Source organism: Variovorax sp. Varisp85 (genome assembly GCF_047304045.1).
GTDB lineage: Bacteria > Pseudomonadota > Gammaproteobacteria > Burkholderiales > Burkholderiaceae_C > Variovorax.
Window position 1 is genome coordinate 1 of sequence record NZ_JBGLYN010000004.1, and the last position, 12,090, is coordinate 12,090.

Below are 12,090 nucleotides of genomic sequence, written 5' to 3' on the forward strand. Positions count from 1 at the left end.
CCACCCCCACCCTCCCCCAGCGGGGGAGGGAGTGAAGAGTCCACCGGCTTGTTGCCCGCGCGCAGCTTGCTGCGCAGCTCCAGCAGCCGGTCGACCAGTCCCTTCTCTTCCTTCCACCGCGCATTGAGCCCTTCGAGCTGGGTCTTCGATTCGTCGAGCAGCCCCGCTACCTGCGCCGCGCGCTTGGTCACATCGATGCCGATGGCTTCCTCGCGGCCGATGATTTCCTGCTCGACCGTGAGCCCCTCGATGCGGCGCATGCAGTCTTCCACCTCGGGCGGCGTCGCGTGCTGCGACACGGCCACGCGCGCGCAGGCGGTGTCGAGCAGGCTCACGGCCTTGTCGGGCAGCTGGCGCGCGGGAATGTAGCGGTGGCTCAGCTTCACAGCCGCCTCGATGGCCTCGTCGAGCAGCTGCACGCGGTGGTGCTTCTCGAGCACGCTGGCCACGCCGCGCAGCATCAGGATCGCCTTGGTCTCGTCGGGCTCGGGCACCTGCACCACCTGGAAGCGGCGGGTGAGCGCCGGGTCTTTCTCGATGTATTTCTTGTACTCGGCCCAGGTGGTGGCGCCGATGGTGCGCAGGTTGCCGCGCGCGAGCGCGGGCTTCAGCAGGTTGGCCGCGTCGCCGGTGCCGGCCGCGCCGCCCGCGCCCACCAGCGTGTGGATCTCGTCGATGAACAGGATGATGGGCGTGGGCGAGCTCTGCACCTCGTCGATCACCTGCCGCAACCGCTGCTCGAACTCGCCCTTCATGCTCGCACCGGCCTGCAGCAGGCCGATGTCGAGCGTGAGCAGCTTCACGTCCTTCAGCTGCGGCGGCACGTCGCCACGCGCGAGCCTCTGCGCGAAGCCCTCGACCACGGCCGTCTTGCCGACGCCCGCCTCGCCGGTCAGCAGCGGGTTGTTCTGGCGGCGGCGCATGAGGATGTCGACGATCTGGCGGATCTCCTCGTCGCGCCCGGTCACCGGATCCATCTCGCCCTTCTTCGCCTTCTCGGTGAGGTCGACCGCGAACTTCTTCAGCGCATCGCCCTTGCCCATGGCGGCTGGCGCCATCGCGCCCGAGTCTTCGCCGGGTGCGCCGCTGCCCATGCCGGTGCCGTCCTGCGCGCGCATCTGCGCTTCGGGCGAGGCATCGCAGATCTTGGCGAAGTTGTCCGCCAGGTCTTCGACCTTGACCTTCTCGAACTGCTTCGACAAGCCGAACAGCGGGTTGCGCAGGCTCTGCGTCTTCAGCATGCCCACCAGCAGGTAGCCGGTGCGCACCTGTGCCTCGCCGAACTGCAGCGTGGCGTAGGTCCACGCACGCTCGATGGCGTTCTCGATGTGCGGCGAAAAGTCGCTGATGGCGGTGGCGCCGCGCGGCAGGCGGTCGAGCGCGGTGGTCATGTCTTTCGCGATGACCGACACGTCGAGCCCGTAATGCTGGATCACGCGGTGCAGGTCGGAGTCCTGCGCCTGCAGCAGCTGGGCGAACCAGTGCTCCAGCTCCACGTACGGATTGCCCCTCATCTTGCAGAACACGGTGGCGCCCTCGATGGCCTTGTAGGCCAGCGCGTTGAGCTTGCCGAAAAGGGCGGTGCGGCTGATTTCACTCATGAGGGACTCCGTATCTCTTCTGAACGAATGAAGATGGGTTGATTGAAAGGCTGGCTGCCGATGCGCACGTCCGCTGCGTCGCGCGAACGTGTGCGCTGCCCGAGCCACGAGACCCAGCCCAGGCGCGGCCCGTTGCCCTTCGCATCGCCGAGGCGCGTGAGCGGCACCTGCGTCTTTTCGAGCACGAGTTCGGCGTCCCACTCCAGCTCGTCGCCCAGCAGCTGCTGCATCCAGCGCTGCAGCACGGGCCGTGCGTTGCCGATCGGCAGGAACATGCGGTACTGGTCGAGCGTGAGCGGCCCCAGGTGCAGCCGCACGCGGTGCTGGCGGTCCCAGGCGCGGGTGCCGAGCATGGCGCCCATGCCCATCGAGCGCGAACTCTCGCCCTGCCCCAGCCGCGTGAGCTCTCCGGCCGGCAGGCTCATCCAGTGGCCGACCCAGCGCTCCAGCTTCACGGGCACGCCGAAGTAGCTGCACAGCACCGACTCCACGCCCTCCACGTTGTGCACGCGGCGCGCGAGCCAGCCCGAGAAATGCAGGCGCGCGTCGTCATGGATCTCGTCGCGGTCCACGCGGCCCGGCGTGCCGATGCCGATCAGCGCGCCGATCTGCAGGCGGAAGCGGTCCTCGCCCGGCCGGTCGAGCGCCACGGCCGGCCGCGACTGCGCCCAGGCGCGATAGAAGTGCAGCGAGAAGCGGTGCGAGAAGCTGTCGAGAAAGGCCAGCCACGTCGGGTCGCCGTGGTTCAGGCTGCGCTCGCGGATGAAGTCGCTCAGGTGCACCGGCAGCGGGCCGTTGGGGCCGATGTAGCCGAAGAACTGCTGGCGCAAGCGTGGCGGTGAATGCGCAGTGGCGGGCTCGAAGCGGCTGAAGCTCGCGGGAGCGAACGACAGCGAAGGCTCCTGTCCCACACGCACCGGTTCGGCGTTCGGCAGCAGGGCGCGGCCCCAGCGCGGCGTGGTCTTCGCGACCGATTCGAGCCGCCGCATCACCGCGAAATAGTCGAAGGCCCACGGCTGCGCCGACCACTCGCGCAGTGCGGCGTCGACCCGCGCATTCACAGAATCTGGCGCGTCCCGCACAGCGGCCTCCAGCGCATGGTCTCGCCCTTGCCTGCGATGCGCAGCACGGTTTCGACGAAATGATTCACCTCTACATGGCGCGACAGGAAGCGCGCGAGCACAGCGCCGAACAGGAACGCGCTGTGGCCGTGGAAGGCGTCCTTGTCGACTTCGAGCGTTACTTCGAGCCCGCGCCCGAAGGCGATCGGCCCCTTGAGCGGCAGCCTGCGCGCGACGGGCTTGCATTTCACCGACAGCAGCCCGCGCACCTGGCCCTGGCGCATCTCGTCGGCATGCACGGCATAGAGCATCAGCGTCTCGCGCAATGCGGCGGCGCCCTGCTCCGGCGTGCTGTCGGACAGCGACAGGTAGTTGAGCGCGAGGTGGTCGACCACGCGCCACCCCAGCCCCTGGCTCACCACCGGCGACACCGGCCGCGACGGCCCGCGCACCATGCGCACGCGCTGCACGGGGAAGGAATCGACGCAGTCGAAGTCGTTCTCGCGGCCCAGCGGCATGAGCAGCGGCAGGTCGCGGTTGGTGCACAGCGCGGTCACCGCCAGCTGCCGCAGCGTGGCCGCATACGGCGCCTGCTGCGGATCGACGATCTGCATGTAGACCTCGGAGCCAATGTGGCTGCTGCGATTGCCCTCGGTGCGCTGGCGCACCGACAGCATGCGCGGCTCGCGCGTGGTGGTGAAGTAGGCCGGGTGGCTCGTGCGGCTGCCGTGGAAGGCCGAGTAGAAGGGCCTGAACGGCTGCTCGACCGCCGCCGCATCGGCACCGGGCGCGCCATGGCCGATGACCTCGGTGACGGTGTGCACCTCGAAGTCCTGCGGCCGCGTGCGGTCGGGCACGAGGTGGAACTGGCTCACGCCCTCGGTCATGGCCACGCGGTCGAGCCGCTTGGTGAAAAGGTTGACGGCGGGCACGCAATGCAGATGCACGTTGTCGGCGCTCACGAGCTTTTCGAGCGCCGCGCCGCCGCGCGAGAACAGCAGCACGATCTCGACATCGGTCACCGGCATCGTGGCCAGCAGCGCCTCGAGCCCGCCGATGCGCACGAACTGGAAGCGCTGCGCAAACGCGAAGTACTCCTGCAGCAGGCGAAAGCCCGAGAAACCGGTGGCAGTGGCGGGCAGCAGCGCCTCGTCGTCCTCGAAGCCGACCGCGCCGATGGCGCTGGCGGGCAGGCTCTGTGCCGCGCCCTGCAAGGCACCGCTCGGTGCCAGCGGCCGCACCAGCACGCCGACGGGCTGGCCCAGCGCGCATTCGTGCAGCTGCCAGGCCACGTCTTCGGCGCCTCCGAAGTGCAGCACGAGGTCGTCGAGCGCGATCTGGCTGAAGTTCAGGCCGGCCGTGGCGCGCAGCGCGATGCGCAGGCCGCCGCGGATGGCGCGCGACTGCGGGTGCGTGTTGAGCGGCAGGTCGGGGGCGTAGGTGAAGTACTGCGCACGTTGTATCTCGATGGGCCACACGCGCAGCGCGCTGGCCGTGCGGAACTCGCAATGCGTGTTCTGCCCCACGGCCTGCCGCGCACGCAGGCCGCTGCCGCGCGGCAGGCTCGGGCCGGTCGCGAGGTTCGCGTCGTCGGGGTCGGGCACGAAGGACACGATCACCATCGCCGGCGTCGGCGCGAGGAAGTGCGGATAGACGATGTCGAGCAAATGGCCCGTGAAGCGCGGGTACTCGGCGTCGAGCTTCAGGCCCACGCGCGCCGACAGGAACGCGGTGGCCTCGATGAGCCGCTCCACGTAAGGGTCGGCCACCTCCTGGCCCTCGATGCCAAGTCGATGCGCGATCTTCGGGAACGCGCGCGCGAACTCGGCAGAGCTTTCGCGGAAGTAGCGCAGTTCCTGTTCGTACAGACTCAGCAGCCTGGGGTCCATCTCTTCACTCCGGGAAGGCGGCCGCCGCCGGGCCGCCCCAAGGCGGGCCGCGCCTCCCCCTCGGGGGGTGGCGAATTACACGAAGCGCAGCGCAGTGAAAAGCCGGGGGGCTCATAACTTCTGCGCCATGTCCACGATCTCGATGCGTCCTTCTTCCAGGTCTACGCGGCTTCGCATCAGGAACTCGAGCGGTACCGGCTGCGCCCACAGCATGCCGCGGATCTGCAGGCCGATGCTGTTGTGGGAGTCCAGTGCCGGGCCTTCCATGACGAGTTCCACTTCGAGTGTGCGGGACAAAATGCGCGGCTCGAACTGCAGGATTGCGTTCTTCAAAGCCTGTTCCATGCTGACACGCTGCACCGACGAGGTGAACTGGCCAGACAGCATAGGCAATCCGTAGTTGATGACCGAGCGTGCGGCATTCGGGTACTGCCTGTCGTCCATCGCAAGGCCGTAGCCGGTGGCGTTGAACAGCCAGCCGAGGTCGCGCAGCACGGCCTGGCGCAGCGCCTGCTTGGTCAGCGTGCGCTTCTCGTCGCTCTCGCGCTTCTCGTCGGGCGCGTTGTCGACGAGGCGGTCGAGCAACGAAGGCTGCAGCCGCTCCTGCGCGGTGAGTTCAGCCACCGGCGCTGCTTTCGCCGCCCTCGGGCGTGAACAGGATCTCGCGCACGTCCATCAGCGCGTACTCGCCCGCGTCGCTGCCGAGCACGCGCTGGCCATGGCCGGCCCAGACCTCGGGGCGCAGTTCGCGCCACTCGGTCTTGCGCGCAAGAAGCAGCTCGCCGTCCTCGGTCTTCTCGGTGCCTTCGTAGCGCGTGGGAATCAGCGCAAGCGTTTCGCCGCCGTTCTCGAACTGCAGGTGCGCGGGCATCCACACGCAGTCGCGCAGGTCCTCGGGCGGCTCGATCTTGATGTGCGCGAGGCGCGCGTACGGAATCCAGTAGTACTTGCCGTTGACGAAGGCTTCGAGCACCGGCCCCAGGCGCATGTCGGCATCGGCGAGCCACTCGAAGGGCGCGCCGTCGATGGTGCCGCTGATGGCGGGCGCACCGTCGAAGGCGCGCTGGCGCAGGTCCTCGGCCAGCTCGCTTTCTCCGCGGCCCTGGCGCAGCAGCGACTCGATGAGCAGCGCCAGCCACTCGTCGGGCTGGCCGAAGATCATCGGCGTGCGCGTGCCGGCGAACACTTCGGCGCGCAGGCCCTCGCAGCGCACGGCCTCGCCGTAGACCTGCTTCATGGGCACGGCGAGCGCGTCGAGTTCGGCCGCCACGCTGAGCTGGTTCAGCGCGCGCTCCCATTGGCCGAGCACGCACAGCAGCTGCGCCATGAAGACACGGTGCTTGCTGTCCGCGGGCCTGGCGCGCACGTCGTCGCTCAGGGCCTTGAGGGCGGCGGCCGGGTCGGCGGCCTTGAGGAGTTCGGCGGCGGTCGTCATGGTGTGCGGCTCCTGGATGTGGCGGCGTTCAGGCGCGGGTGAACTGGCATTCGCGCACCGCGCCGCGCAAGCCGGTGGTCTTCTGCGGCGCCGACTTGACCTTCACCGTGCGGTAGCTGATGGAGACCAGCTCCGAGGGCACGCCCCAGTGGCCGCCGGAGTTGAGCACCAGCCGGCAGATGCGGGCGTTCTCCAGCACCAGCTCGAAGGTCGACTGCGCATCAGGCGAGCGCTCGTCGCCGCCGGCCTTGAAGGCGCTGATGACGACCTTCAGGTCTTTCTCCTGCGTGCGCAGCAGGCTGGCGAGCGTGGCGGTGGCCGCGTCGCTGCGGCGCGCGACGATCAGGTTGTTGGGCACGACCTGGTTCTGGCTGGACGACTCGGGCACCTGCACCGACCAGTAGTAGCCGCCGATGTTCAGCCGCGCCTTGCCGTCGTCGAAGGAGCGGTCGAGCTCGGCTTCGACGGGCGCGCCCTTGTTCTCGATCAGCATGACAAGGTCGGTTTCCGCGGAGCCGGTGCCGATCAGGTCGTAGAACTGCCGGGCGTCTTCAGGGCTCCAGGAGCCGTCGTCGAGAAATGCCATATCACCTCCGGGGTGCGAAAGAAAAAAGGTTGAACCGAAATCGCATGCGCCGGCTTCATGGCCGGGCTCCGCCGTCCGCAGCGCCGCTTCTGCGCAGCAAGGCCGCGAACACCTGCCGCTCGCCACTCTCGGCCGGCGGCTGGCCGCCGCGCACGCGCACTTCCGACACCTCGGCCTGTGCGTAAGCCACGCCGAACAGGCGTGGCGCGCTGTAGGGCGTGGCGGGCACGGCCATGACCAGCAGGCGCGCATCGCCGGCGGCGTCGAGCCAGGGCAGGTCGAAGCGCTTGACCGAGGGCTGCTCGGTCGTGCCGCGCTTGAAGCGGTTGGTTTCGCCGAGCTCGTCGGGGTAGACCGACTGCAGGTTGCCGCGCGCATCGATGCCGGCGATGACGAGGTCGAGCGAGCGGCCGCTGGTGTTGCGCACGGTCAGGCGCACGCGCTCCCCGGCGCGCGGCGATGGCAGCATGGCTGCAGCCTGAACGACGGGCACGCTGCGCAGCAGCCGATCGGCGCTCCAGACCTCGAGCGTCGCATCGAAGCCGTCGAGCTGGCCGTCCTTGCCATAGGCCTGCAGCTGCGCGAGCCACTTGAGCTGCGCCAGGGCCTGCAGGCGGCGGCGCAGGGCAGCGGTGTCGGGCAGCACCACGGTGGAAACCGTCGCGCCGAGCATCGGCGCGAGCAGCTCGAGGCGCTGTCCCGGGGGGCCGAGGTCGGTCCAGCGCACGTCGGCGGTGGCTGCGTCGTCGGCCCGGCGGATCGCCGCCGGATAGTCGAGGCTGAGGCCGGCGGGCAAGGGCTTGTCGGCGCGCACGCGCAAGGCGGTGGCGGCCGGCTCGGTCATGGGCGTGACGCTCCAGAACGCGCTGCCCGACACGTCCTTCAACGCCGCGGGTACAGCGAGCCACGCGCCGCCGAGCTTGATCTGCGCCACCGTGGCCGGCGCGCTGCGCACGGCGCCGTCGTCGAGCGTCGCGATCACACGCAGCTCCTGCTGTTGTGCAAGGCCATCGAGCAGGCCGGCCTTGATGGCCAGGCTGTCGCCGCTGCGCTGCGCGCGCCACACGGGGCGCGTGGACGCGGGCGCGCCGCCGTTGGCGAACAGCGGCGCATCGAGGTTGCCTTCGGCCACCGGGGACGGCAGCTCGCGCGTGGGAAAGCGCTGTGCGAGTTCGTCGATGACCGGCGGGTACAGCGCGAGCACGCCGTCGAACAGGTCGCGCCAGGTGGCGGGCTTGCGCGACAGCGCCTCGACCATGGCCCAGGTCAGCAGGCCCTGCGGCCGGGCGTTGCGCGCCTTGCGGGGCAGGCGCAGCTCGGGCGTGATCTGGTGGCTCTCGGAGGCGAAGAAGGCGACGTAGCGGGCGCGCGGCACGGCTTCGGCCGGTATGGGCGGCGTCAGGGGCCGTACCGGCGCTGCACCGCCAGTCAGTTGGGTCGCGCGCAGGCCGCGCCAGCGCACCTCGTCGTCGCTCGGGCCTTCGGCGGTGGCGGGTGCATCGGCGGTGCCGCGCGTCATGGAGTTGGCAGAGCAGGTGTCGAACACCGAGGCCACGAACACGTTCTTCGCGAGGAAGGACTGGATCCATGCATCGAAGTCGGCGTCGCGCAGGTCGCCCGTGAGCACGTTGTCGCTGCCCAGCGTGCCGCGCACGTCGCGCGCGAGGAAGTTCTCGGAGAGGCCATCGGGCTCCTGGTAGCGCTTGGCGATGTCGCGCAGCCGGGTGCCGTGGCCGGAGAAGTACAGCAGCACGAAGTCGCCGCTTCCCGACTGCGCAAGCAACTTGGCAAGAGCCTCGTGGATGGCCTGCGATTCGGGCAATGCGGCGCCATTCACGCCATCGGCGAGCATGGCGATGTCGGACGCCGCGAAGCCCTGCTTGAGCAGCGCATCGCGCATCAGCATCACGTCGTTGCGCGGCGCTTGCAGCCACAGCGCCTGCGGCTGGTTGGCGAGTTCGGAGACGCCGACGAGCAGCGCGCGCGGGGTGGCGAAAGCAAGGGTGCAGCAGGCGAGCAGCCACAGCACGAGCAGCACCTGCAGAACGCGAAGTTGTGTTGTTCCTTCCCTCTTTGGGGGAAGGCTGGGATGGGGGCGGGCAGAGCGCCCATCGGATACGCCGCGTGCCCCCACCCCGGCCCTCCCCCGGAAGGGGAGGGAGAAGAAGAGTCGCCGATAATTTTCGGCATGACCTCCGCACCCACCCAGCGCTACGCACGCGTGCTCTCCATCGCCGGCTCCGACAGCGGCGGCGGCGCCGGCATCCAGGCCGACCTCAAGACCTTCGCGGCGCTCGGCTGCTACGGCATGACGGCCATCACCGCGCTCACCGCACAGAACACGCTCGGCGTCTCGGGCATCCACGGCGTGCCGCCCGATTTCCTCAAGGCGCAGATCCAGGCGGTGGTGGAAGACATCGGCGTCGATGCCGTCAAGCTCGGCATGCTGCATGCACCCGAGGTGGTCGAGGTGGTGGCCTGGGCCATCGACCGCTATCAATTGAAGAACGTGGTGCTCGACCCCGTGATGGTGGCCACCAGCGGCGACCGCCTGATCGCGGCCGAGACGGTGCAGGTGCTGGTGCGCGAACTGTTTCCGCGCGCCGTGGTCGTCACGCCCAACCTTGATGAAGCCGCCTTGCTGATCGGCCATGCCATCGATGGCGTCGATGCGCTCGACGGCGCCGCCGACGAACTGCTCGCGCTCGGTGCAAAGGCCGTGCTGCTCAAGGGCGGCCATCTGCCGGGCGAAGACGTGGTCGACGTGCTGCTGCAAACCGGCGGCGAGCGCAAGCGGCTGGCCTCCCGGCGCATTGCCAGCCGCAACCTGCATGGCACGGGGTGCACGCTGTCTTCCGCCATCGCCGCGCATCTTGCATTGGGCGCGGCGCTGCCCGAGGCGGTCGAACAGGCGCGTGCCTACATCCTCGGCGCGATGGCCGCCGGTGCGAATGTGAAGGTCGGTGCGGGTCATGGCCCCCTCAACCACGGCTTTGCGCCAGTGCCGACGCACCGTTTGCCGGTGAAGGCCGGCTGAGCCAGGCGAGAACAAAAGTCGCCGCCAGCGTGGGCAGCGCAGAGCCGAACTGCGGCGCCCACCTGGCCAGCGCGTGGTACGCCGCGATGCCCGCGATCCAGATCAGCGCCGCGCCGAAATCGAGCTGCCGCGTGCCGGCCGGCGACACCGACTGGCCGCCGCCCAGCCGCCCGATGATCACGCCGTAGAGCGGCACGAACACCGAGCTCAACAGCAGCAGGAAGGGCTCCAGCGTGTGCATTGGCAGCACCAGAGCCAATGCGATGCACAGCGCGGCCAGCAGCAGGCCCCAGCGTTTCACGCTCCATCGCGGCAGCAGGCTGTGCGTGGAGACCGAGCCCGAATAGACATCGCCATACGCGTTGTCGAGTTCATCGATCAGGATCAGCCCCAGCGCCACCAGCCCGCCCTGTGCCAGCAGCAGCGCGGTGACCAGACCCGTGCCGGGCTCGGCCACGCTCACCACCATCACGCCCAGTGCGTAGCACCAGATGTTGGCGAGCGCATAGCCGATCCAGGTGCCGCTGAAGGCGCTGCCCAGGCTGCCCAGGCCGCCCTTGCCGGTCGCACTGCGCCGGCCGTGCCGCGCGTAATCGGCCACCAGCGGCAGCCACGAGACCGGCATCGCGATCACGAGGTCGAGCGCGCCGAACATGCCCATCGTGCCGTCACCCGGGCGTGCCCAGAAGGCGTCCAGGCCCTTGGCCTGTAGCCGCGTCGCGAATTGCCATGTGAGCCAGATCAGCGACAGCACCACCAGCGGCAGGCCGAAGCGGCTCACGAAGCGCCGCACCAGCTTGACCATCGACCCTGCAAGCAGCGCCAGCAGCACCGCGCCCCAGAGCAGCGTGGTCAGCACGCCGCCCCAGGCGGTGCCGAGCGAAGGGCCGACCACCGACTGGCCGATGGCCTGCGTGCCTTCGCGCATGACGACGAGTTCGAAAGTGGTCCAGCCCACCAGCTGCACGATGTTGAGCAGCACCGGCAGCCGCGCGAAGGCGCTGCCGTAGGTGGCGTGCATCAGGCCGGCGCTGGCTAGGCCGCTCTCGCAGCCCAGCCGCGCGGTCCAGGCCAGCAGGCCGGCGCCGACGCAGGAGCCGAGCACGATGGCAATGGCCGCGTCGCGCGTGCCCACGGCCGGCACCAGGTAGGCGCCGATCTGCATCACCAGCAGGCCCACGCCGAGGCTGAACCAGAGCGAGGCGTGGTCGTGCCAGCCGAACACGCGCTGGGATGCAGGCAGCGGCGTCAGCGCTTCGTTGGCGCCGGTAGCGGTGTCATCGTTTGCCATCCATTTGCTCCAGTGCAAAAGGTTTGGCAGGTGGGCGGGGCCCGAGCGGCGCAGCCGTCACGCGAGAGAACGTGAGAGGCCACCGGACCAGCTTCCCTGCGCGAGGATTGCCTCGAGCCCGCGTCGTCGGAAACGATGCGGACCCCCGGTGAAACCACCGGACAGGTTCAAAGGGACTTTCTCAGCCGGACGGCAAGCCGCCCAGCACCCCTAGCAATTGCACCGTGGCGAGCCGCGGCGCAGGGCGGAGTTTATCCGCTGCGGGGAAGCCCGCGACGACGGGCGTGCCATTCCAGGGGGTAAACCCGCAGAAGCGCCGGTCGATGCCACCGCCATCGTTGAGGCGCTGCGCGAACCGCGGGGCCTACGCCGCCTCGATCCGCCGCGCGGAGGCCTCGAGCCCGTCGATGGTGATCTGGATGTGCCGCTCGAAGCTGCCGTCGAGCGGCACCGCCGTGCCGTTGTCCCATCGCACGATGAACGCCTTGTTGGCCAGCAGCGGCAGGTTGCGCGTGAGCACCGGATGGTCGAGCGGGCGGATCGTGTGCACGCGCTCGCGCAACTCCTCGGCCCAGGCCTGCGTGTTGTCGGCGGGCAGGGGCGAGAACTCCATCGTGAGGAATCCCAGCATCGCCGCGATCACGCAGTTGTAGGCCTCCAGCAGCGGTTCGCCCTCGAAGCCGGCTTCGGTCAGCGCGGCCAGCACGCCCTCGACCAACGCCATCGGCAGGCTGCCGTTCGACACCAGTTGCGCGCCCAGCAGCTGCGCCACGTTCGGATGGCGGCGCACGGCGGCGCGGCAGCGCCGGAACAGTTCGGCGATCCAGTCCTTCCAGGCCAGCTTGCCGGGCGGCGGCGCGACTTCGGCCATGACGATGGCCGCCACTTCGGCCAGCAGCGCCTCGCGCGTGCTTACGTGCCAGTGCACCGTGGCCGGGTAGACATCGAGCCGCGCCGCAACCTCGCGCATGCTGAAGGCGCCGAGGCCGAATTCGTCGATCTGCGCCAGTGCCTCCTCGGCGATGCGTTGCTTCGTCAGGCCGCCACCGCCGGCGGGGCGGCCGGCGGTGCGGGGCTTGGGTGGCGATTTCTTCGTCATGGCTGCAGCCATTGTGCTGCAGCTTGGTTGACTGTATAAACAATATTAATTGAGCATTGATCAATTAAATTCGCTGCAAGAGGCGAGCGCC

Annotated in this window: 10 protein-coding genes; 1 reads left to right on the top strand and 9 read right to left on the bottom strand. The window is 69.3% G+C overall.

Annotated features, from left to right (window positions below; all coding sequences use genetic code 11):
• From ACCC97_RS02880 to ACCC97_RS02910, 7 genes are all read right to left on the bottom strand, one after another.
• A partial coding sequence (locus ACCC97_RS02880; RefSeq protein WP_413331533.1) for an AAA family ATPase occupies window positions 1–1,601 on the bottom strand: 1,601 nt, incomplete at its 3' end.
• Entirely contained in the window at window positions 1,598–2,662 is a 1,065-nt protein-coding gene (tssG, locus tag ACCC97_RS02885; RefSeq protein WP_237726094.1) for a type VI secretion system baseplate subunit TssG, read from the bottom strand. The genes ACCC97_RS02880 and tssG, both read right to left, overlap by 4 nt.
• Window positions 2,659–4,551, bottom strand: coding sequence for a type VI secretion system baseplate subunit TssF (gene tssF / locus ACCC97_RS02890; RefSeq protein ID WP_413331534.1), 1,893 nt, complete (start codon window positions 4,549–4,551; stop codon window positions 2,659–2,661). Before tssF ends, tssG begins: the two co-directional genes overlap by 4 nt.
• 111 nt (window positions 4,552–4,662) lie before the next feature.
• Entirely contained in the window at window positions 4,663–5,175 is a 513-nt protein-coding gene (tssE, locus tag ACCC97_RS02895) for a type VI secretion system baseplate subunit TssE (protein ID WP_007833351.1), read from the bottom strand.
• Entirely contained in the window at window positions 5,168–5,986 is an 819-nt protein-coding gene (locus ACCC97_RS02900) for a type VI secretion system accessory protein TagJ (protein ID WP_007833350.1), read from the bottom strand. Before ACCC97_RS02900 ends, tssE begins: the two co-directional genes overlap by 8 nt.
• A 28-nt stretch (window positions 5,987–6,014) precedes the next feature.
• Window positions 6,015–6,572 carry a type VI secretion system tube protein Hcp gene (locus tag ACCC97_RS02905; protein ID WP_007833348.1) on the bottom strand — a complete coding sequence of 186 codons (558 nt, stop codon included), beginning with the start codon at window positions 6,570–6,572 and terminating at the stop codon, window positions 6,015–6,017.
• A 55-nt stretch (window positions 6,573–6,627) separates the two neighbouring features.
• A complete protein-coding gene (locus tag ACCC97_RS02910) occupies window positions 6,628–8,601 on the bottom strand; it encodes a caspase family protein (RefSeq protein ID WP_413331535.1) in 1,974 nt (657 codons plus the stop codon).
• Window positions 8,602–8,760: 159 nt separating this feature from the next.
• Here ACCC97_RS02910 and thiD point away from each other — a divergent pair, with 159 nt between their 5' ends.
• Window positions 8,761–9,609, top strand: a complete 849-nt coding sequence (gene thiD / locus ACCC97_RS02915) for a bifunctional hydroxymethylpyrimidine kinase/phosphomethylpyrimidine kinase (protein WP_413331536.1) — start codon at window positions 8,761–8,763, stop codon at window positions 9,607–9,609.
• Here the strand turns inward: thiD and ACCC97_RS02920 are convergent.
• Together ACCC97_RS02920 and ACCC97_RS02925 are read right to left on the bottom strand one after the other, a co-directional pair.
• Window positions 9,554–10,900, bottom strand: coding sequence for a purine-cytosine permease family protein (locus ACCC97_RS02920; RefSeq protein ID WP_413331537.1), 1,347 nt, complete (start codon window positions 10,898–10,900; stop codon window positions 9,554–9,556). The genes thiD and ACCC97_RS02920 overlap by 56 nt on opposite strands.
• 364 nt (window positions 10,901–11,264) lie before the next feature.
• The gene (locus ACCC97_RS02925) at window positions 11,265–11,999 is read right to left on the bottom strand and encodes a TetR/AcrR family transcriptional regulator (protein WP_007839292.1); all 735 of its coding nucleotides are present in this window, start codon (window positions 11,997–11,999) and stop codon (window positions 11,265–11,267) included.
• Between the last annotated feature and the right edge of the window lie 91 nt (window positions 12,000–12,090).

What these genes read in the sequence shown, in the direction of transcription:
- ACCC97_RS02920 (WP_413331537.1), bottom strand. Translation starts at nt 10,900, where the DNA reads ATGGCAAACGATGACACCGCTACCGGCGCCAACGAAGCGCTGACGCCG.
- ACCC97_RS02900 (WP_007833350.1), bottom strand. Translation starts at nt 5,986, where the DNA reads ATGACGACCGCCGCCGAACTCCTCAAGGCCGCCGACCCGGCCGCCGCC.
- thiD (WP_413331536.1), top strand. Translation starts at nt 8,761, where the DNA reads ATGACCTCCGCACCCACCCAGCGCTACGCACGCGTGCTCTCCATCGCC.
- ACCC97_RS02925 (WP_007839292.1), bottom strand. Translation starts at nt 11,999, where the DNA reads ATGACGAAGAAATCGCCACCCAAGCCCCGCACCGCCGGCCGCCCCGCC.
- tssF (WP_413331534.1), bottom strand. Translation starts at nt 4,551, where the DNA reads ATGGACCCCAGGCTGCTGAGTCTGTACGAACAGGAACTGCGCTACTTC.
- ACCC97_RS02905 (WP_007833348.1), bottom strand. Translation starts at nt 6,572, where the DNA reads ATGGCATTTCTCGACGACGGCTCCTGGAGCCCTGAAGACGCCCGGCAG.